This is a genomic window from Streptomyces sp. NBC_00259 (genome assembly GCF_036181745.1).
Lineage (GTDB): Bacteria > Actinomycetota > Actinomycetes > Streptomycetales > Streptomycetaceae > Streptomyces > Streptomyces pratisoli.
In genome coordinates, this window is sequence record NZ_CP108080.1 from 7875819 (window position 1) to 7896164 (window position 20346).

Annotated in this window: 20 protein-coding genes; 11 read left to right on the forward strand and 9 right to left on the reverse strand. The window is 71.3% G+C overall.

Annotation, left to right across the window (positions count from 1 at the left end; all coding sequences use genetic code 11):
• Nucleotides 1-29: 29 nt before the first annotated feature.
• Nucleotides 30-911 carry an RNA polymerase sigma factor SigF gene (locus OG766_RS35270; RefSeq protein ID WP_328727215.1) on the reverse strand — a complete coding sequence of 294 codons (882 nt, stop codon included), beginning with the start codon at nucleotides 909-911 and terminating at the stop codon, nucleotides 30-32.
• Between the two features lie 226 nt (nucleotides 912-1137).
• Between OG766_RS35270 and OG766_RS35275 the strand changes: the two genes are divergently transcribed.
• Complete coding sequence (locus OG766_RS35275; protein ID WP_328727216.1) at nucleotides 1138-1983, forward strand: pentapeptide repeat-containing protein; 846 nt, start codon at nucleotides 1138-1140, stop codon at nucleotides 1981-1983.
• A gap of 117 nt (nucleotides 1984-2100) precedes the next feature.
• Entirely contained in the window at nucleotides 2101-2661 is a 561-nt protein-coding gene (locus OG766_RS35280) for a type 1 glutamine amidotransferase domain-containing protein (RefSeq protein WP_328727576.1), read from the forward strand.
• Between the two features lie 24 nt (nucleotides 2662-2685).
• On the opposite strand, the gene OG766_RS35285 is transcribed toward OG766_RS35280, so the two are convergent.
• From OG766_RS35285 to OG766_RS35305, 5 genes are all read right to left on the reverse strand, one after another.
• Nucleotides 2686-3384 (reverse strand): alpha/beta fold hydrolase, encoded by a 699-nt coding sequence (locus tag OG766_RS35285; protein WP_328727217.1) that lies wholly within the window; start codon nucleotides 3382-3384, stop codon nucleotides 2686-2688.
• 75 nt (nucleotides 3385-3459) lie between these two features.
• Nucleotides 3460-4401 (reverse strand): cation diffusion facilitator family transporter, encoded by a 942-nt coding sequence (locus tag OG766_RS35290; protein WP_328727218.1) that lies wholly within the window; start codon nucleotides 4399-4401, stop codon nucleotides 3460-3462.
• Between the two features lie 67 nt (nucleotides 4402-4468).
• Nucleotides 4469-4612 (reverse strand): hypothetical protein, encoded by a 144-nt coding sequence (locus OG766_RS35295; RefSeq protein ID WP_443045586.1) that lies wholly within the window; start codon nucleotides 4610-4612, stop codon nucleotides 4469-4471.
• Between the two features lie 128 nt (nucleotides 4613-4740).
• On the reverse strand, nucleotides 4741-6585 hold the full coding sequence (locus tag OG766_RS35300) for a transketolase (RefSeq protein ID WP_266389382.1): 1845 nt from the start codon (nucleotides 6583-6585) through the stop codon (nucleotides 4741-4743).
• A gap of 39 nt (nucleotides 6586-6624) precedes the next feature.
• Complete coding sequence (locus OG766_RS35305) at nucleotides 6625-8049, reverse strand: NAD(P)/FAD-dependent oxidoreductase (protein WP_328727219.1); 1425 nt, start codon at nucleotides 8047-8049, stop codon at nucleotides 6625-6627.
• A 355-nt stretch (nucleotides 8050-8404) separates the two neighbouring features.
• Here OG766_RS35305 and OG766_RS35310 point away from each other — a divergent pair, with 355 nt between their 5' ends.
• Nucleotides 8405-9010 (forward strand): GTP-binding protein, encoded by a 606-nt coding sequence (locus OG766_RS35310; protein WP_266389386.1) that lies wholly within the window; start codon nucleotides 8405-8407, stop codon nucleotides 9008-9010.
• A 114-nt stretch (nucleotides 9011-9124) separates the two neighbouring features.
• On the opposite strand, the gene OG766_RS35315 is transcribed toward OG766_RS35310, so the two are convergent.
• On the reverse strand, nucleotides 9125-9553 hold the full coding sequence (locus tag OG766_RS35315; protein ID WP_328727220.1) for a PPOX class F420-dependent oxidoreductase: 429 nt from the start codon (nucleotides 9551-9553) through the stop codon (nucleotides 9125-9127).
• A gap of 150 nt (nucleotides 9554-9703) precedes the next feature.
• Here OG766_RS35315 and OG766_RS35320 point away from each other — a divergent pair, with 150 nt between their 5' ends.
• The 4 genes from OG766_RS35320 (at nucleotide 9704) to OG766_RS35335 (ending at nucleotide 14060) form a co-directional block, all read left to right on the forward strand.
• Nucleotides 9704-10117 carry a roadblock/LC7 domain-containing protein gene (locus OG766_RS35320; protein WP_266389392.1) on the forward strand — a complete coding sequence of 138 codons (414 nt, stop codon included), beginning with the start codon at nucleotides 9704-9706 and terminating at the stop codon, nucleotides 10115-10117.
• A 95-nt stretch (nucleotides 10118-10212) separates the two neighbouring features.
• The gene (locus tag OG766_RS35325; RefSeq protein ID WP_328727221.1) at nucleotides 10213-11358 is read left to right on the forward strand and encodes a DUF6397 family protein; all 1146 of its coding nucleotides are present in this window, start codon (nucleotides 10213-10215) and stop codon (nucleotides 11356-11358) included.
• Nucleotides 11359-11781: 423 nt separating this feature from the next.
• A complete protein-coding gene (locus OG766_RS35330; protein ID WP_328727222.1) occupies nucleotides 11782-12405 on the forward strand; it encodes a TetR/AcrR family transcriptional regulator in 624 nt (207 codons plus the stop codon).
• A gap of 98 nt (nucleotides 12406-12503) precedes the next feature.
• Nucleotides 12504-14060 carry an ATP-dependent DNA ligase gene (locus tag OG766_RS35335; RefSeq protein WP_328727223.1) on the forward strand — a complete coding sequence of 519 codons (1557 nt, stop codon included), beginning with the start codon at nucleotides 12504-12506 and terminating at the stop codon, nucleotides 14058-14060.
• A 200-nt stretch (nucleotides 14061-14260) separates the two neighbouring features.
• On the opposite strand, the gene OG766_RS35340 is transcribed toward OG766_RS35335, so the two are convergent.
• Both OG766_RS35340 and OG766_RS35345 read right to left on the reverse strand, forming a co-directional pair.
• Entirely contained in the window at nucleotides 14261-14746 is a 486-nt protein-coding gene (locus OG766_RS35340) for a DUF3574 domain-containing protein (protein ID WP_328727224.1), read from the reverse strand.
• 127 nt (nucleotides 14747-14873) lie between these two features.
• Entirely contained in the window at nucleotides 14874-15440 is a 567-nt protein-coding gene (locus OG766_RS35345; protein WP_266389408.1) for a TetR/AcrR family transcriptional regulator, read from the reverse strand.
• A gap of 102 nt (nucleotides 15441-15542) precedes the next feature.
• Here OG766_RS35345 and OG766_RS35350 point away from each other — a divergent pair, with 102 nt between their 5' ends.
• The 4 genes from OG766_RS35350 (at nucleotide 15543) to tpg (ending at nucleotide 20200) form a co-directional block, all read left to right on the forward strand.
• Nucleotides 15543-15968, forward strand: a complete 426-nt coding sequence (locus tag OG766_RS35350) for a nuclear transport factor 2 family protein (RefSeq protein ID WP_266389411.1) — start codon at nucleotides 15543-15545, stop codon at nucleotides 15966-15968.
• A gap of 72 nt (nucleotides 15969-16040) precedes the next feature.
• Nucleotides 16041-17330 carry an LmeA family phospholipid-binding protein gene (locus OG766_RS35355; RefSeq protein ID WP_328727225.1) on the forward strand — a complete coding sequence of 430 codons (1290 nt, stop codon included), beginning with the start codon at nucleotides 16041-16043 and terminating at the stop codon, nucleotides 17328-17330.
• A 182-nt stretch (nucleotides 17331-17512) separates the two neighbouring features.
• Nucleotides 17513-19633, forward strand: a complete 2121-nt coding sequence (tap, locus tag OG766_RS35360; protein WP_266389417.1) for a telomere-associated protein Tap — start codon at nucleotides 17513-17515, stop codon at nucleotides 19631-19633.
• 9 nt (nucleotides 19634-19642) lie between these two features.
• Nucleotides 19643-20200, forward strand: a complete 558-nt coding sequence (gene tpg, locus OG766_RS35365; RefSeq protein WP_266389420.1) for a telomere-protecting terminal protein Tpg — start codon at nucleotides 19643-19645, stop codon at nucleotides 20198-20200.
• The last annotated feature ends 146 nt before the right edge of the window (nucleotides 20201-20346 follow it).

Here is a 20346-nt window from a genome sequence, read left to right on the forward strand (position 1 = left end):
CTTCGGCGCGCGGGGCCGAGACCCGGCCGTCACGGCTGCACGGAAGGGCGCGGGACACGCCGCCGTGACGGCCGGGCCGAGGGCCGCCGGGTTGGTGAGTACCCGTCACGGCGGCCCGGCTGCACGGCATCCCGCATGACCTCGTCCCTCAGCCGGCTGCAACAGCGGTTGATCAGCCGCGAGATGTGCATCTGCGAGACCCCGACCTCCTCGGCGATACCCCTCTGGGTCATGTCCCGGAAGAACCGCATGTAGAGAATCCTGCGTTCACGGTCCGGCAGTCGGCTCAGCCGCGGCCGGACCGCCTCACGGTCGATGACGACGTCGAGCGCCGGGTCGGGCCCGCCCAGCGCGTCGGCGAGTGAGTATCCGTCGTCGCCGCCCTGCACCTCGGCGTCGAGGGAGAGGGCGTGGTAGCTGTCGAGCGCCTCCAGGCCCGCCCGGGCCTCGTCCTCCGTGATGCCCGCGTGCCGGGCGACCTCGGCGGCGGTCGGCTCGCGGCCGCCGACGGTCTGGGTCAGCTCCTGACGGGCGGTACGCACACGGGCCCTGAGGTCCTGCACCCGGCGCGGCACATGCACGGTCCAGGTGTGGTCACGGAAGTGCCGCTTGATCTCACCGTTGATCGTCGGTACGGCGAAGGCCTCGAAGGCTCCGCCGCGGTCAGGGTCGTACCGTTCCACGGCCTTGACCAGGCCCAGCGCGGCGACCTGGCGCAGGTCCTCAAGCGCCTCGCCCCGGTTGCGGAACCGGCCCGCGAGCCGGTCCGCCATGGGCAGCCAGGCACGCACGAGTTCCTGTCGCAGCGCGGTCCGCTCGGGGCCCTCCTCCAGCCGGGCCAGCCGCAGAAAGTCCTCGGCCGTGTCCGGGGCATCGTCATGCGGATGCTTCCCGCGGTGATACGTTCGCATGCTCACTCTCAGCTCCCTGTGCGGTGCTGACGGTGGTCGAGGCCCCGGAGCCGAACGCCCCTGCTGCGGGTGTGCACGCCTACGCTCCGAAGCTCGTGGTGCGTCTGCCCGGCCCCTACCACGGCAAACGCCGCGGCCGGGGTGGTGGGTGCCACGGGAGTGGACGTCCGGGGTGGGGAACACTGGGTCGCGAGACGCGTCGTCACCGGGGAAGAGGATCCGTGAAGTGAGCGGCATACGCGACGAGGCAGCACCGGTGCAGGAGGGGGCGGCCCTGCGAGCCGACTGCGGCAGCTGTTTCGGACTGTGCTGCGTCGCGCTCCCCTTCTCCGCCTCGGCGGACTTCGCCGTCGGTAAGCCTGCCGAACAGCCCTGCGGGAATCTCCGTACCGACTTTCGCTGCGGCATACACGACCGGCTCGCGGAGCGCGGATTCGCCGGCTGCACCGTCTACGACTGCTTCGGCGCCGGCCAGAAGGTCTCCCAGGTCACCTTCGGCGGACGCAGTTGGCGGGAGGCGCCCGGCACCGCCCGGCAGATGTTCGACGTGTTCCCGGTGATGCGGCAACTGCACGAGCTGCTCCGGTATCTGACGGAGGCGCTGTCACTGTCCGCGGCCCGACCGTTGAACACCGAGCTGCGCAGGCTGCTCGACGAGACCGAGGCGCTGACGCGAGGGGACGCCGCCGCCCTGCTGGACGTCGACGTGCCCGCCCTCCGAGGCCGCACGGGCGAGCTGCTGGTCCGTACCAGCGAACTCGTACGTGCCGAGGCGAAGCCGGGCCGCAGGAAGAACCGCCGGGGGGCCGACCTCGCCGGCGCCCGACTCGGCGGCGCCGATCTGCGCGGTGCGGATCTGCGCGGCGCCTGCCTCATCGCCGCGGATCTCACCCGCGCCGACCTGCGTCTGGCGGACCTCCTCGGCGCGGACCTGAGGGACGCCGACCTCGGCGGGGCCGATCTCACCGGCGGCATATTCATCACACAGCCGCAGCTCCACCAGGCCAAGGGTGACGCGACGACCAGGCTGCCGCGCACGCTGGTGCGGCCGGCGCACTGGTCACGGGTATAGGCGCACTGGTCACGGGCATAAGGGCGCGGCACCCGGGTAGCCGCACTGTCGGTGAGGCCGTGCTCCGGCAGTGGCCGGGCCGGCGCCGCGAACCCGGTGAGAGGAGAGATGAGTCCTGTGAACATCGCCTTCCTCATGGCGCCCGAAGGCGTCGAACAGATCGAGCTGACCGAACCCTGGCAGGCCGTCGCCGATGCCGGTGACACTCCGCGTCTGGTGTCCACGAAGCCCGGCCGGATCCAGGCGTTCGACCATCTCGACAAGGCGGACACCTTCGCCGTCGACCAGGTCGTCTCCGACGCCTCCGCCGAGATCTACGGGGGCCTGGTGCTTCCCGGAGGCGTCGCCAATCCGGACGCGCTGCGCATGGACTCCGGGGCTGTCGCCTTCGTCCGGGAGTTCTTCGATGCGGGCAAGCCGGTGGCGGCCATCTGCCATGCCCCCTGGACACTCATCGAGGCCGACGTACTGCGCGGCAGGACGCTGACGTCTTGGCCCAGCGTGCGCACCGACATCCGCAATGCCGGCGGCACCTGGGTCGACGAGCAGGTGATGGTGTGCCACGACGGTCCGAACACGCTGATCACCAGCCGTAAGCCGGACGATCTCAAGGCATTCTGCGCGGCTTTCACGGCCGAATTCGCCAAGGCGTCGGCACGGGCGGCGGCCGGGACCTGAACGCCTTCCGGGCGGGAAGCACGCTCACCGTCCGGCGGCTTCGAGGAGGACCTGCGCCAGCCGGCGCGGCTGGGAGAACATCGGCCAGTGGCCGGTGTCCATCTCGACCAGCCGCCAGCGCTCGTCGCGCAGCAGCGCGACCACGTCCGGGCTCGGCTCGTCGCCGTCGAGCAGGCACTTGATGTACGTGGCCGGAAGCTCGCCGAGCGGCCGCGCCAGCACGGCAGGTTCCGTCAGCGTGGCGCCCGGATGCGGCGTCGAGCCGCCGACGATCCGCGCGATCTGCTCGTCGGTGAGGCCCTGGCCTTCGAACTCGGCAGCCGTCAAGGGCGCCCAGAAGCCGCCGTTCTTGTCGATCGACGCCTCCACCATGGCCCGGCCGTCCGGCCAGGCGGACACGAACGACTCACCGTCGGCCGGAACGATGGAGTCGACGAAGACCACCCGGGCCAGCCGCTCCCCGATCCGCTCCGCGGCCTGGCCGACGGGGATGCCCGCGTAACTGTGGCCCACGAGGACGACGTCACGCAGATCGCGACGTTCGACCTCCTCGACGATGTCCTGGACGTGGGTCTGCTGCCCGGCCGGCGCACCCTGCTTCTCCGCGAGGCCGGAAAGCGTCAGGGGATGGTCGGCGTGGCCGGCCGCACGCAGCTCCGGCACCACCTCGTCCCACGCCCATGATCCGAGCCACGTGCCTGCCACCAACACGAAATTCGCCATACCCGCAACGTAGCGAACGGGTCTGACAACCGGTCCGGGATCGCCACGGCATGCGTGCTCCTGCCACGCCGAGTCTCAGCGCCCAGGGTGCGGCGGCGCCTCCGTGATGTCGAGGAAGACCTGGTCGGCCTCGGGCCAGCGGTCCTCGACGGCCTGCTTGATGCGCTCCGAGACCAGTTCGATCTCCTCGCTGTCCAGCCCCGGCACGAGATCGATCCTGGCCGCGACGAGGGTGGAATCCATCCCCAGACGCATCGTCAGCAGCGACGCCACATTGTCGATCTCCGCCTGGTCGTCCAGCATCGCGCGGATGGCCCCGCGCACCTCGGGATCGACGGCGACACCGATGAGCAGATCGCGCGACTCGCGCCCCAGCCGGTAGGCGACGTACACGAGCAGCAGACCGATCGCCAGTGAGGCGGCGGCCTCCCAGACCGCCTTGCCGGTGACCAGGTGGAGCGCCATGCCCGCCATCGCCAGCAGCACCCCCACCACGGCCGTGCTGTCCTCCGCGATCACCGTACGATGCGCGGGATCGTGGGCCTTGCCGCCCTGCTTGCGGAACTGGTGCAAGGCCCGGATCAGTGACGTACCCTCGGCGAGCAGGGCGACCCCCAGGACGGCGAGCCCGGCCACGTAGTGTGACGTCGAGACCGGCCGATCGCCCTGGCTCATTGCCTCGAAGGCCTGGAAGAACGAGAAACAGCCGCCCATGACGAAGATGCCGACGGCGGCCAGCAGCGACCAGAACCAGCGCTCCTTGCCGTAGCCGAAGGGATGACGGCGGTCGGCGGGCCGGCGGCTGCGGCGCAGAGCGGCGAGCAGGAAGATCTCGTTGAGGCTGTCGGCGACGGAGTGGGCCGCCTCCGAGAGCAGTGCGGGGGACGACGCCACCAGACCGCCCACGGTCTTGGCGACGGCGATGACGAGATTCGCGCCGAGCGCGACAAGGACGGTCAGCCGCGTCCTCCGGTCGGACCGCGTCCGTTGCTTGCTGTGCTCACGGTTCACGACCACTCACCGTATGCGCTGGACGACGGCCACAGGCTCAAGGTCACGCCCGCTGCGCCGAAGGCACGGACGGTCACCGTCGAGGGCCGGGTGAGGCGATCGCACGGTAGTCGGCGACGAGATCGGCTTTGGTGAGACCTTCGGCGGGGAAGAGGACCTTCTCCGGCCGGTGGACGTCCACGGTGCGGCGGCCGGCCCGCACGGTTGTGGTGCTCATGGCTCGCGCGTACCCCTACCGGCGTCCAGTAGACGTGTCCCCTGTGGATACGGCCGCCTGCGTGGGGCGCTGCGGACGCACGCGCCGGATCCGTACGCCCAGGAGTACGTCAGGGTACGACGCGGACGTCACGGCACGACGGTCTGCTCCACGAGCAGTTTCACCGCCGCCGCGATCGACTCGGCGTCGATGCCGGAAGCGTGCAACTGCTCTTCCGGCGCCGCCGACGCGGGCATGTTGCGCACGGCCAGCCGGGCGAGCCTCGGTACCGGACGGCCGTCCGAGAACGCCTCCGCGACGGCGTCGCCGATCCCGCCCTCCGGATGGTGGTCCTCCACCGTGATCAGACATCCCGTCGCCCCGGCCGCCTCGTTGAGCGTGTCCACGTCCACCGGCTTGACCGAATACAGGTCCATGACCCGGACCGGGATTCCGTCCGAGGCGAGAACGTCCGCGGCGCGCAGCGCCTCATGGACCGTCGTGCCGGCCGCGACGATCGTGGCCCGGTCGTCGTCGCTGCGGAGCAGCACCTTGCTGCCGCCGACCGGGAAGTCCTCGTCGGGACCGTAGATGACGGGTGTTTCGGCGCGGGTCGTCCGTAGATAGCGCACGCCCTTCAGGTCCGCCATGGCCGACACCAGGCGTGCCGTCTGATTGGCGTCGCAGGGATAGAGGACCGTCGACCCGTGGACGGCGCGGAACATGGCCAGGTCCTCCAGACCCATCTGGGACGGGCCGTCCTCGCCGATCGCCACACCCGCGTGCGATCCCACGACATTGATCCCGGCCCGGCTCACCGACGCCATCCGGACGAAGTCATGAGCCCGGGTCAGGAACGCGGCGAAACTCGACGCAAAGGGCACCCAACCGCGGGCCTGCAGACCGACCGCCGCCGCGACCAGCTGCTGCTCGGCGATGTAGCACTCGAAGAACCGGTCCGGATGCTCCTTCTTGAAGTAGGCCGCCCGCGTCGAGTCGCTGACCTCACCGTCGAGTGCGACCACGTCGCCGCGTGCCGACCCCAGCGCCGCCAGGGCGCGTCCGTACGCCGTACGCGTGGCCTCCGCGGAGCCGGGTTCGAAGCGGGGAAGCTCGGCCCGGTCCTGGTCCCGGCCCGACGGGGCGCGGGCGGGCGGCGGAGCCTGGACGTCGACCTGTATGAAGCGAGGGCCGCCGAGTTCCTGGATGGCCGCCTCTGCGTCCGGCAGGGGCTTGCCGTGCTTGCCCTCCTGGTCCTCCACGGCGGCGACGCCGCGACCTTTGCGCGTGGCCGCGATGACGGCGGTCGGCCGCCCCTCGACCTGGACGGCCTCCGTGAAGGCCTTGTCGACGGCTTCGACGTCATGGCCGTCGACCTCGACCGTGTGCCAGCCGAACGCCCGCAGCCGGCGCGCGTACGCGTCTAGGTCGTGCTGGTGGCGGGTCGGTCCCCGCTGTCCGAGCCGGTTGACGTCGACGATCAGCGTCAGATTGCCCAACTTCTCGTACGAGGCGTGCTCGACGGCCTCCCAGACGGAGCCCTCCGCCATCTCACTGTCCCCGGACAGCACCCACACCCGGTACGGGACCTGGTCGAGGTACTTGCCGGCGAGGGCCATCCCGACGCCGACCGGCAGCCCCTGGCCCAGCGAACCGGTGGCGACGTCCACCCAGGGCAGCCGCGGTGTGGGATGCCCCTCGAGACGGCTGCCCAGCCTGCGGAACGTCAGCAACTCCTCGTCGTCGACCGCGCCCACCGCCTTGTAGAGGGCGTACAGCAGCGGCGACGCGTGCCCCTTGGAGAAGATGAGCCGGTCGTTCGCCGGGTTGTCCGGGTCCTGGAAGTCGTAGCGCAGATGCCGGGCGAGGAGTACGGCCGCCAGGTCGGCTGCCGACATCGACGAGGTCGGATGCCCCGAGCCCGCCGCATCGGCCACGCGTACCGAGTCCACCCTCAACTGCTGGCCCAGTTCGGCCAGTTCTTCGTCGCGCATGTCAATCCCTTCGCATGTGGCTGCGCTCGCGCTCGCCCTTCACCGCTCGTTCGGCGCGCCCGGGAACGTGGCGAGCTCGGGCGAGGCCGTGTCCAGCGGGACCGACCAGGAGCGGACGAGACCGAGCTGCACCGCCTGGCGCGGCAGCGCCGCGTCCAGCAGCCAGTCGGCCGCCACACGCACCCTGTTGCCCGGCATCGCGGCGAGGTGGTATCCGCGGGTCACCGCGCCCGCGAGCGGTCCGGAGAGCGGCACGCCCAGCGGGTTCGCCGCCGCCTGCACACCGCCCAGGTCCACGGCGAAACCCAGGTCGTGGTGCCGGTAGGGGTGAGCGGTGCCGTGCCCCAGGGACGCGGCCACGTTGCGGGCGGCGACTTCGCCCTGCCGGGTGGCGTGCTGTGCGGTCATGGGCGTCAGCTCGAAGCCGTCGCCGCCATGGCCGTCGTGGTGGCCGTCCGGGCGCGCGCCCTCGGCACTCGCGGACAGCGGCCGGGTCAGGTCGGGCACGGCGGCGGCGTCCCCGCAGGCGAACACCTCCGGGTGGCCCCGCACGTCGAGCCGTGTCGTGACACGGAGCCTGCCGTGTTCGACGGGCAGACCGACGCCGGCGACGAGCGGATCGGGCCGTACGCCGACGCACCAGACGAGTGTCCTGGTCGGGACGAACTCACCGTTGTTCAGCCATACCCCGTCCGGAGTGGCCTCCCTGACGGACGTACCGGTGTACACCTCCACCCCTCGGCCGCGCAGCACCCGGTCGGCGGTCTCGGACAGCCGCCGGTCCAGCTCGGGCAGCACCCTCGGCGCGATGTCGAGGAGCAGCCAGCGAGGACGCGTGTCGCGCATGCGCCAGCCGGAGCCGTTCCCCGGCCCGCTCCGGACCATCTGGGCGTGGAGCGCGTCCGTGAACAGCTTGCCCTGGGCGGCGATCTCCGTTCCCGTGTATCCCGCACCCACGACCACGAAGGTGCACCGGGCCGCGCATTCGCCGGCGTCGGCCGAGGCCGCCGCCAGCTCGGTCTGCCGGGTGAGGTGATCGCGCAGGTACAGCGCCTCGGGCAGTCCGCGGAAGCCGTGCGCGTACTCACTCACACCGGGCACGGGCAGCAGCTTGTTCACGCTGCCCACCGCGAGCACGAGGCGGTCGTACCGCAGCTCGCCGAGCCCGCCCTCCGGTCCCGTGTAGTGCACCCGGCGTTCCTCGAGATCGACCTGAGTGGCCTCACCGAGCACGAGCCGGACCCGGGGGAGCGTGTGCGCCAGTGACACGGTCACCCGGCGCGGCTCCAGGATTCCCGCAGCCACCTGGGGCAGCAGGGGCAGATACAGGAAGTAGTCCGTGGGATTGAGCAGAACGATCTCGACCCGTTCCCGCGCGAGAAGGCGGGAGAGGGTTCGGGCGGTCCGGTGGCCGGCGAATCCGGCTCCCACGATGACGATGCGGGGTATGTCCTCGGCCTGCACGACGTATCGCCTCCCATGGGACACATGCGGACGGGGGCACCTGGGGACAGGACCTCCCGGGTGCCCGGCCGACGTCGTCGTAAACGCCTCCGTGAACCCAGCGTCCCCCCGCCGAACAGTCGTGGCCACACGAAATGCGAATTCATCCGGACACCTTTTGGATCCCGAACAGTCACATCGCGCAAAAAGCGATCTCGCCCCCCGGTCCTCAGCGCCGATTGCCATACTGCTCACGCCACGCAGAACAGATGTACTGGTGCCGGCCCCGCGCTGGGCCGGCCGTCCCCGAGGCGGCTCCGACGGCTTCGACCCGGGGTTTCACCTGTCGGCGCTCACCCAATGAGAGAAGTGATCGATGGCCCCCGAGCTCTCTGGCGGCATCGGCGGAGACGCTGCCGCTCTCGCGCTGAAGATACTGGTGGCCGGCGGCTTCGGCGTCGGCAAGACGACCCTCGTCGGAGCGGTCAGCGAAATCCGGCCGCTGCGCACTGAGGAGCAGCTCAGCGAGGCCGGGCAGACCGTCGACGACACCGGAGGAGTCGACCAGAAGACCACCACCACCGTCGCCATGGACTTCGGCAGGATCACCATCCGCTCAGGGCTGTCCCTGTATCTCTTCGGCACGCCGGGACAGGACCGCTTCTGGTTCCTGTGGGACGAACTCTCCCAGGGAGCGCTCGGGGCGGTCGTCCTCGCGGACACCCGGCGCCTGGAGGACAGCTTCCCCGCCGTCGACTACTTCGAGCACCGCAGCATCCCCTTCGTCGTCGCCGTCAACTGCTTCCCCACCGCGCGCACGTACGGTGCGCACGAGGTCTCCCGCGCCCTGGACCTCGACCAGGGCACCCCGGTCGTACTGTGCGACGCGCGAGACCGCGACTCGGGCAAAGAGGTGCTGATCCGGCTCGTCGAGTACGCCGGGCGGATGCACACCGCCCGGCTGCTCAACTCGGTCGGGTGACGCGCCGGGTCTACAGGGGGTGCGCAGGAGGGTCGGACAACGGCTCGCGGACGGGCTCCCGTCCTGTTCCGTCACGGTCCCCTACCGCCCGCTCCTCCCGGCTCCCGGCCCCTGTCAGCCGGTCACGTCGGCCTCGGCCAGGACCTTGTCGATACGCACCCGCACCAGCAGCTCGCCCGGCACACCGTTGCGCTCACCGAACGCCTCCGCGCGCTCCTCACCCACGTACCGCGCGGCGATGAGGGTCGCCCAGCGGCGCAACTCCCCGGGATCCTCGCTGAGTTCCGCGCGCCCCTGGAGCACGACGAACGAGAACGGCGGCCGGTCGTCGTCCACGCACAGGGCCACGCGCCCGTCCCGCGCGAGGTTGCGCCCCTTCACGCCCTGCTTCGCGGTGTTGAAGACGACCTCGTCCCCGTCGAGCAGGAACCAGATGGGTGTGACGTGCGGACTTCCGCCCGCCCGTACCGTCGACAGTTTCCCGGTGCGAGTCCCCTCGGAGACGAACGCCCGCCATTCATCCTGAGACATGTGCTTTGCCATGTGCGCCATCCTTGGGTGTCACCCTGGCGCGGGGAAGTCAACTCTCCGCAGCAATGCGCCTCCAATGACTCCTTGCCCGGACGGGGACAGTGCGGAAGGCTTACCCGCAACACGGGGCAACGGGGAACATACGAACGGGGAGGAACGGACATGGCATCGGAAAAGGGGCTCGACTGGCTCCTGGACGACCTGACCAAGCGGGTCTCGTACATACGACACGCGCTCGTGCTGTCCAACGACGGCCTGGTCACCGGGGCGAGTACAGGCCTTGTACGGGAGGACGCGGAGCATCTCGCGGCCGTCTCCTCCGGACTGCACAGCCTCGCCAGGGGCTCGGGCCGTCACTTCCAGGCCGGCAAGGCCCGGCAGACGATGGTCGAATTCGACGACGCGATGCTCTTCGTGACCGCCGCCGGCGAAGGCAGCTGTCTGTGCGTACTCAGCGCGGCGGAAGCCGATGTCGGCCAGGTCGCCTACGAGATGACGCTGATGGTGAACCGTGTGGGCGAGCATCTCGCCGTTGCCGCGCGACAGCCGGGGCGCGTCACGGTCTCCGACTTCTGAGGGCCCGCTCCGAGTTATCCACAGGCCGGGCGGGATTCCTTCCGGAGGTCTACGGTCGTCACAGAGAGTGTTCGCCACATACGGGGGAGACCGACATGACGGACGATATGACCACCGGCGTGCCCGAAACCGGGAACGTGATCGAGGAGGCCACCGACACCGGGACGGCCTCGGGGGACGTGCCCGGGGCCGGCACGTGGGCTGGGATCGTGCCCGTGCCCGGGCTCGTGACCGGGCCCGGAGTCGGGGCTGGAGCCGGGGCCACTCTGCCCTTCGGGCGGGCAGCGGTGGCCCTGGAGCTCAAGCGGGGCGAGTTCGACCTCGCGGTGCAGCTCGGCCACATCCGGACGACGCAAGGGAAGAGCCCGGGGCGGCCCTGGGTGTCACAGCAGGAGATCGAGCGGCTGCGCGGAGCCGACGGGTTCCCGGACGCGCTTCGTGAGCGTGTCCGCACCGTAGGCACGGCCGAGGCCGCCCTGCTCATCGCCTCCACACCCGCCCGCTTCACGAGGCTGGCCCGTACGGGCCACCTCACACCCATCAGGTTCTATCTGAACCGCTACCGCGCTGTCGTGTGGCTCTATCTGGCCTCCGAGATCCAGGACTTCGCCACCAGGAACCCGGATCTGCTCGACGGGAGGCTTCCCGCAGGGCTGCGCGCCAGACTCGACGACGGCGAGGACTGGCGTGCGCGCAACTGGCGTGGCCGGCGCCTCGGCATCCTGCTCCGCCAGGCCGAGGGCCCCTGGGGGAGAACGGCGGCGATCGCGTCGCTCCTCGACCCGGTCCAGTTGGCGGAGGTCGTGGACGACCCGTACGAGCGGGCGCATCTGGAGCGGCTGCGTCCCGAACCGCCCCATGGGCGCACGGAGTCCCTGGCGGTCCGCGAGATCACGGACCGGCTCCTGCTGGCGGACGACCCGGACGAGATCCTGTGGCACCGGATGAGCCTTGCCCTCTCCCTGGACGAGGCCCGCGCTTCGGGCCAGGCTCCTCGCCCGGACGGCGACCGGGTACGGCTGCCGCGTCCTGGCTCACCGGGCGACGCACCAGCCGCCGGCGCCGGAGCCCGACCCGCCGGGTGGACCGAACCTCGGTCCCGCCCCAGCGGCGAGTGGAGTCTTCCCGCGCCACCTCGCAGGGACGGCGCGGCCCGGCACCGGGCACCGTCCGGGCAGGTGACGAGAGGACTGCTGGCGCGGTGGCGACTGCGCAGGGCCTCGCCGTCGCGCACCGGCTGACGCACCCTCACAGCTGCCACCCGCCCTGCCCTGAGCGAAGCGGAGAGGTTCCGTTCCGGGAAGTGCGGCTAACGGCCCGGCGCGTCAGCTGCGCCGGTGCCGGACGCCGAGGCCGCCGCAACGGGCCCAACCAGGGCAGTGCTCCGGCGAAGAAGAGGGCGGAGAGTGCCGCCAGCGTGATCGCGACGAGCAGCATGGGCCCGCTGACCGAGAGCAGTGCCTGCATGGTCCACCAGCGCCGGGCGCGCGGATCGACGCCGAAGCGGGGTGGTCGCAGAGACAGGGCAGTGGGCGCGGGTGTGGGCATGGGAGTCGGCGCGTGCATAGGCGTGGGCATAGGGGTCCCCGTATTCCAAGTCAACTGTATTGGATGGCGATGCGTTGCAACGGTACGAGTGACTTGCAATAGGGAGTGAGGGTGCCGTGCCCAAGAAGGTCGACCATGACGAGAGACGGCGTGAGATCTCCGAGGCGCTCTGGCGCATCGCGAGCACGCGTGGGCTCGACGGAGTCAGCCTGCGCGACGTGGCCGCCGAGGCCGACATCTCCCTCGGCCGGCTGCAGCACTACTTCCGCTCCAAGGACGAGATGCTCGTGTTCGCCCTCAGGCAGATCAACCAGCTCGCCGAGCGGCGCATCCGGGAGGGCGTCGAGAAGGCCGCGGCCGGTCTCGGCCAGGAGCCCCCGCCCCGCTTCGTGCTGCGTGCCTGCGTCGCCGGGATGCTGCCGCTGGACGAACACAGCCGCATCGGCCAGCTCGTCGCCGCCGCCTACTTCGCACGGGCCGTCCACGACGAACGGCTCCGGGCCGAGGCCCAGGAAGGCATCCCGGCGCTTCGTGTGTTCTTCGCCGGACTGCTGCGCAGGGCCGCCGAGCGCGGCGAGCTGCCCGCGGACCGGGACCCGGACGACGAGGCGATGATCCTCATCAGCCTCGTCGACGGACTGACGGCGTACACGCTGCTCCACGTCCACACTCCCGAGGAGGCCCTGCGCCTGCTCGACCGCCACCTGGACCGGCTGTTCGGCGCACCCGTCGGCCGATGAACCGCGCACTGCGGGCGGTCCCTGCGAAGACGGGAGAGGTCGTGCGCGAAGGCAGGACAAGACGTGCGCACGGGGACGGCGGCGGGCACCATGGCGGCATGCTGCTGGCCCGCCTGGCGGACGTGTCACGGCAGATCGCCGCCGAGCCGTCCCGTACCCGCAAGATCGCGGCCCTCGCGTCCCTCTTCGGGGACGCCCGGCCGCAGGAGGTCGCGCGCGTCATCTCCTATCTCGCCGGACGGCTGCCACAGGGACGCCTCGGCGTCGGCTGGAGCGTCCTCAAGGACCCGCCCCCGCCGGCCGGAGGGCCCGCCCTGACCGTGGACGATGCCGACGCGGCGTTCACGGCGCTCGCCCGGGTCGCCGGAGCGGGCGCCCAGGCCGAGCGCAGGCGCCTGGTCGTCGAGCTGATGGGCGCGGCGACCGCCTCCGAGCAGGAGTTCCTGTTCCGGCTGCTGACGGGTGAGGTCCGTCAGGGCGCCCTCGACGCCATCGCGCTGGAAGGCGTCGCCAAAGCGGCGGGCGCACCGGCAGGCGAGGTCAGACGGGCGGTGATGCTGGACGGTTCGCTGCCCAGGGTGGCCAAGGCGCTGCTCGCCGAGGGCCCGGCGGCGCTCGCCGCCTTCAGGCTGCGCGTGGGACGCCCGGTGCAGCCCATGCTGGCCCACACCGCGACATCGGTGGCGGACGCGGTCCAGGCGCTCGGCGCCTGCTGCGTGGAGGAGAAACTCGACGGCATCCGCATTCAGGTCCACCGCTCCGGCGACGACATCCGGATCCACACGCGCTCCCTCGACGACATCACGGGACGCCTGCCCGATGTCGTCGAATCCGTACGGGAGCTGCCGGGCGACGGATTCATCCTCGACGGTGAGGTGATCGCCCTCGACCCGGCGGGCAGACCGCTGCCCTTCCAGGACATCGCCTCCCGCGTCGGCTCCCGGACGGACGTGGCCGCGGCGACCGCCGCGGTGCCGCTCTCACCGGTCTTCTTCGACATCCTCGCCGCCGACGGCGGTGACGTCCTCGATCTGCCGGGCCGGGAGCGGCACGCGGCATTGGCCGCGCTGGTCCCCGAACCGATGCGGGTACGGGGGGTCGTCGTCGAGGACCCCGCATCCGCGCCGCAGCTCGCCGACGCCGAGGACTTCCTCGCCGCGACCCTGCACCGCGGACACGAAGGAGTCATGGTCAAGGCCCTGGACGCGCCCTACGTCGCGGGCCGTCGCGGCCGGTCCTGGCTCAAGGTCAAGCCCGTCCACACCCTCGACCTCGTCGTCCTGGCCGCCGAATGGGGGCACGGACGCCGCACCGGGCTGCTCTCCAACCTCCATCTGGGAGCACGCGCGGCGGACGGCACCTTCGTCATGCTCGGCAAGACGTTCAAGGGGCTCACGGACGTGATGCTGCGCTGGCAGACCGGCCGTCTGACGGAACTCGCGGTCGAGGACGACGGCTTCGTCGTACGGGTACGCCCGGAACTCGTCGTCGAGATCGCTTACGACGGACTCCAGCGCTCCACGCGCTACCCGGCGGGCGTCGCCCTGCGCTTCGCACGTGTCGTTCGTCACCGCTCCGACAAGAGCGCCTCGGAGGCGGACACGATCGAACATGTCCTGGCCTCATCGCGGGCCGCCGCGCCCCAGGAGGAGTGAGAAGGGGGCGAGGAGAAGGCCCCGGCCGGTCGGGGGAGGCCGGCCGGGGCCGCTCGGGGTGGGCGCACCGTCACGAACGGGTGAGGTGTCCGGCCCACGTCTAGATGAACGATAAACCATCTGGAACTGTTCCCCGAACGCGCCCCCTCGACCGGAGGGCTCCTGCCGTACGCGTGCCGCCAGGCACCCATACGGGCCGATCAGAAGTCCGCGCGCACCGTCTCGTCGATCCTGGCGACCGACTCCTGGCCGTACAGTCGGCGGTACGTGGCACGGATCTCCTCGACGCTCCGGTCGCGGCTGCCGCCCTGGGCGGCCGGGTACAGCAGGATCAGCTCGTACGACCGCTCGCGCTCGATCGTCCCCGTGCTGTCGCGCCACTGGCCCTGTCCGTCCTGGACGGTCAGTCCGTCGGGGAACGCGGGCGTCACGTACCGGTCGATGAACGCGGTGAACTGCCGCTCGGTGACCGCGGGGCCGCCGTCGGGCCGCGCGGTCCCGAAGAGCAGGCGTGTCTCCACGTACGCCCGTCCCGTCGCCCCCGTCGCCCCCGTCGCCCCCGTCGCTGTCGTCGCCGCGGGCGGCTGCCCGGCCAGCGCGGCGTATGCGACAGGCGCTCCGCCGGCGAGCACGGCGACGGTGGTGGCCGCGACGGCGAGACGGGTGCGCGAGAGCGTGATCGGCACGGAACGCTCCTTCTGGAGAGGGGACTTGTGTGATCACTCTGGCAAGGCGGGCCGCGGCCGGGTCCGTGCGCGGCCGGTCGGAGCGCCGAGTCCGTCGAACGGGTGGCGGGGCGTCGGACGCGCTCCGTCAGGCGCCCACGTCCGCCGACTCCAGGAGCAGCCGCGCCGCGTCACGGGCGTCGCTCGCGGGCTGCGACGAGCCGGTGACGGCGGCCGTCGTCACGGCGCCCTCGGCGAGCAGTGTCAGAGCCGCGGCGACCCGTCCCGGCGCTCCCGCATCGCTCACGAGCCCTGCGATGTACTGCTGGAACGCCTCCTTGTGGCGCCGCGCGGCCTCGGCCACCTCGGGAGCCGTCGCCCCCAGCTCCCCGAAGGAATTGATGAAGGCGCAGCCGCGGAAGTCCGGCGCCTCGAACCAGCGCCGCAGCCAGTCGAACACCATGAGGAGCCGTTCCCCCGGCGGTACGTCCGCGCCGTCGACGTACGAGGCGAGGCTGTGTCGCCACTGCTCGTCGCGCCGCACCAGATACGCCTCGACCAGCGCGCCCTTCGAAGGAAAGACCTGATACAGACGCCGCAGCGTGACCCCGGACGCGGAGCGCACGGCGTCCATGCCCACTGCCTGGATGCCCTGGCCGTAGAACAGCTCCTCGGCCGCGTCGAGGATCTGTGTCCGGGTCGCCTCGCTGTCCATGCTGTGATCACTCCGTTGTGTGAGAACCATCGTTCTCGTAGAGTACGCGACAGGGTGAGAACGAGCGTTCTCGCCGTGTCGAGGCAAGGAGACCGCACCGCCATGACCACTCCGCAGCGCCCGCCCCTGCCCCCGTTCACCGAGGAGTCCGCCCGGCAGAAGGTCCAGCTCGCCGAGGACGCCTGGAACACGCGCGATCCCGAGAAGGTCGCCCTCGGCTACACGGAGGACTCCGAGTGGCGCAACCGTGATGTGTTTCTCACCGGTCGGAAGGAGATCGTGGGCTTCCTCGCCGACAAGTGGCGCAAGGAACTCGGCTACCGCCTGCGAAAGGAGCTGTGGGCCTACCACGGCAACCGCATCGCGGTCCGCTTCGAGTACGAGTACCACGACGCCGGCGGTCAGTGGTTTCGCGCCTACGGCAACGAGAACTGGGAGTTCGACGAGAACGGCCTGATGCGCAAGCGCTACGCGAGCATCAACGACCTTGCCATCAGCGCCGGTGACCGCCGGATCGCCCGGGACTGACCGAGCCGGAGTGGCGGGCTCCACAGGGGCCGGACTTGCGTTCGAGGGTGGTGATCGTGATGGGATGAGGCGATGCGACCCCCCACACGCATCACCGCGCATCCCGGCAATCCGTACGAAGAACTCGCTCAACTGGCAGACCCTGAACCAGATTTCGGTGAACCGGAACTCGGCGACCCCGACTTCCGTGAACCCGGCTTCGGTGGCTCCTGCACCGGTGAACGTGGCGGACCTCCGGGCCTCGCTCTTCCCTCGGACGACGATCCGGAGGACTGGGCACCGCCCAATCACCGTGGCAGGAGCCGGTTCGCGGCCGTTCCCGTCGCGCTGAAACTGACCGTCGGCGCCATGGTGTGCGCCACACTCCTCACCGTCTGCGACCGCCTCGCCGTCAACTACGCGGAGGAGAAGGCCGAGGAGAAGATCCAGGACTCACTCGGCCTCGCCGCGCGTCCTGACGTCGACATCGCCGGCTTTCCCTTCCTCACCCAGGTACTCGACCACAGGATCGACCGGGCGGACATCACCCTCCCGGACGTGGCCGCCGACAAGGTGTCCCTGGCCGAAGTGCACGCCACCGCCGAGGACATCCGTATCGTCGGGGACCTGCCGACCGCGCTCCAGGGCGCCGTCGTCGACCGGATGGACGGCGACGTCCTGCTTTCGTTCGACGACCTCAACCGCGAACTGGGCGCCTCGCACGTCAAGTTCAGCAACGCGGGTCCCCGCGGCGTCCACATCGCCGGTTCGCTGCCGGTAGCCGGCAGAGGCATCGCCGTACGGGCGGAGGCGCGCATCGAACAGGACGGGCAGCGAGCCGTGTCGACCACGGTCGAGAACATGCGCCTCGACGTCCCCGGCCTGTTCACCTACCGGCCCGGCAAGGACCCCGCGCACTCGGGCCTGCGCCTGCACCGTGAAGCCGCCACCCGGATCAGCCGCGAGGCGGCCCGGGCCAAGGCGCTCCTCGACCTGCCGGCCGTGGTGAAGCGCCTCGGCATACCCCTGTCCCAGATCGACCGCGCGCTGCGCAGCGAGAAGGAACTCAACCGGCTCACCGGCACGCCGCGCTTCCTCCAGCAGCTGATGAAGGTCAATCTGCTGGACGTCGTCGTCGATCACCCCTGGCTGCTGGAGAAGGCGGGCATCGACCCGCGCCTGATCGGCGGCCTGCTCAAGCTTCGGCCTCCGCAGCTGTCCGACCGGCTGTCCCTCTCGTTCGAACTGCCGAAGACGCCGGCCGGGGACATACGCCTCAAGGGCATCGTCGTCGAACGCGAGGGCATCCGTGCCGATCTGACGGGGACGGGGCTGGCCTTCGGGAACGGCCACGGCGCCGACGGCCGGCGCGACGGCGGCTGACGGGAGCCGGGAGGTCGCCCGGGCCCCTTCGGCGGGCGGTGCGCCGGTGCGGCGGTGCGGCGGTGCGGCGTGGGCGGTCGGGGGAGCAACCCCGCACGCCGCACCGGGAGCCTCCTCTGACGTGTGTTCCGTGTGTGATCCAACGTGCGATGTGAGTACTGTGTGCGGCGGAGGTGTTCCCCGTGCCCAACGAGCAGGACAGGCTCTTCGCCGCGGTCGACGCGCTGTTGGAGGAGGCGGCGCAGGACGCGTTGCCCGACCCCTCGGAGCGTAAGAGACTGCGGGAAGCCGCGGGCCTGAGCCAGGACCAGGTCGCCCGGGCACTGTCGGTGCGCCGTGAGACCGTGACGGGCTGGGAGTCGGGACGGACCGAGCCGCGCGCGCCCAAGCGGGGCGCGTACAGCCGGCTCCTCGACGGGCTCGCCGCCCGTCATCCCGCACCCGACCCGGCACCGGAGCCCCCCGCGCACACCCCCACCCTCGCGCACTCGCCCGAGTTGGCCCCGGCCCGGACACCTGTGCCCGCCCCTGCCCCTGCCCCTGCCTCCGCGCCTGCTGCCTCGCCCTCTCCCGCTCCCGTCACAGCCCCCGCGCCGCGCCGCGCCCCCGCCCCCGCACCGGCTTCGCCCGCCATCGACCCGCGGTTCGCGAACGGCCCGCTCGCCGTCCTGGACGGCGATGGATCCGCGTACTGCGTGGGCGGTCTTGTGCTCGAATGCCCGGCCTCCGACATTCCCTCGCTGGTCGACTGGGCGCTGTCCGAGGCACAGCTCGGCGCCCCCCGGCTGCACCGCAACGGAAAGGACGCCGACCCGCTCGTCGTCCTCACCGCTTCCGCCGCGGAACGACTGGGCCTGCCCGCCGTACTGGAGGACCGGCGCGCTCTGCGACTGCCCGAGAACCACAAGGTCGTCAAGCACCTCGCCCGGACCCGGTGGCAGCTCACCAAGCGGGGGTTCGGCCCATGGGCGAGGATCTACCGCCCCGCACAGGCCGGACGACGCCAGTGCGTCCAACTGGCCGTCCTGCCCTGGGGCGCCCTCGACAGCCGGGCATGGGGCAGCGCCGATCGGTTCCCGCCCGCCGAGCTCGCCCGGGTCCTCACCGACTACGCGAACCGGGTCCTCACCCCGCGCGGCTCCACCGCCGTTTCGGGCCTGGAACTGATGACCGCCCTCAGGCCGCCGACCCGCGCCGTGAAGGACCACGCCACCGGAGCCTGGGTGTCCGGCCCGAACCCCGGATCGCTCACGGAAGCCGTCGACCCGGCCCCGCCGGAGGCGCCCGACGAACACCCCGTCGTCGCCGCGCTCCACCCGCGAGGCCACCACCGGGCACCCGACGAGGTCCTCGACGAGGAGGCCTACGACTGGATCCGCGACCCGGAACTGCTGACGGACGAGGAGTGCGCCAGGTCGTACGCCGTCGGCGTCGACGTCAACATGGCGTTCGCCGCCGCAGCGAACCGGCTGACCGTCGGCCTCGGGGCACCCGCCCACGTACGCAACCCGGCGTTCGACAAGGGGCTCCCCGGCTCCTGGCTGGTCGACCTGTCGCACATCCGCCACGACCCCCGGCTGCCCAGCCCGTTCACCCCGCACGGCGCCGCCCCCGAGGGCCCCGCGTGGTACGCGACCCCGACCGTCGCCTACGCCGTCGAACTCGGTTACGACGTGACCCCGGTCGAGGCGTACGTCCGTACCGACACCGGGCCCTATCTGGACGCCTGGTACACCCGTCTCCGCGACGCCTATGTGGCGACGATGGAGCGGCTCGGCGTCGTGCCCGGGATGCCGGAGCCGGAGTTCCTCGCCGCGATGGAGGCCCACAAGGAGACGGATCCCGCACAGGCCGCGGTTCTTTCGGCCGTGAAGGCCACCGTGAAGGGCGGCATCGGCAAGCTCCGTGAGCGCCCGCAGGGCGCCGGATACCGGCCGGGGGAGCGGTGGGCCGCCCTCGAACGGCCCACCTGGCGCCCCGACATCCGGGCCGCCGTCATCTCCGCAGCCCGCGTCAACATGCACCGCAAGATGCTCAAGCTCGCGGGCACGGGGCTGTTCCCCGTGGCGGTCCTGTCCGACTGCGCCGTGTACCTGTCCGACGGACCGAGCCCGCTCGACATCCTCCCGCGCACGCCCGAGGGCAAGCCCCTGCCCGGCGGCTTCCGCCTCGGCGTGTCACCGGGCATGGTCAAGCACGAAGGCACCCAGTCGCTGATGTGGGCGGTCCAGTTGCTCGACGCCGGACACAACCCCGCCCGGCACATCAAGGGCACCGACGCGTCCCACGACGGCGGAGAGTAGGAAAGCGCGATGGGCATCATCGGGGACAGCCTCGACAAGGCCGCGGCGAACACCCTCACCCGCCCGCTGCCGAAGTCCGCACAGGCGCAGATGCGCTTCCTGGTCAAGCAGGAGAAGGGCTCGACCAGGGCCGTGGCCGAGCGACTGGGCACCACCCAACGCACGGTGGAGCGCTATCTCAAGGGCCAGTTCAAACGCCCCCGGAAGGATCTCGCCGACCGTCTCGTCGCCGAAGTCCGCAAGGACTGGCAGCCCCGCGTGCGCGACCGCGCCAGGAAACAGGCCGCCACCGCGACCGGCATCGTCATCGAGACCCGGGCCAGGTTCGGCTTCACCGCCGCGCCAGGCACCACCGACGACGCCCGGATCAGGCTCGTCACCCAGCATCTCCCGCCGGACTACGCGGCCCGGCTGTTCGACGCCCAGGCCGCCGGCGCGACCGAACAGCAGCTGCGGGACATCGCCGCCGAGGGTCTCCAGGAGCAGTACTTCAAGGACCGAGGCCGACGCGCCCCGGGCCTCCAGGTCGAGTTCACGGACATCGACTACGTCGAGCTCGACTACTGAGGACGCCCTCCGGCCCGCGGCCTCCGTCGTCCTGTGTGAGCCGAGGCGCGATAGCTGACACAAAGGCACGCTTGTTGTCACCGAGACGGCTGCTTCGAGCGAGGCTTCGGCCGCCCCGCTCCGCATCGTCGGCGTGCGCTGCGGCG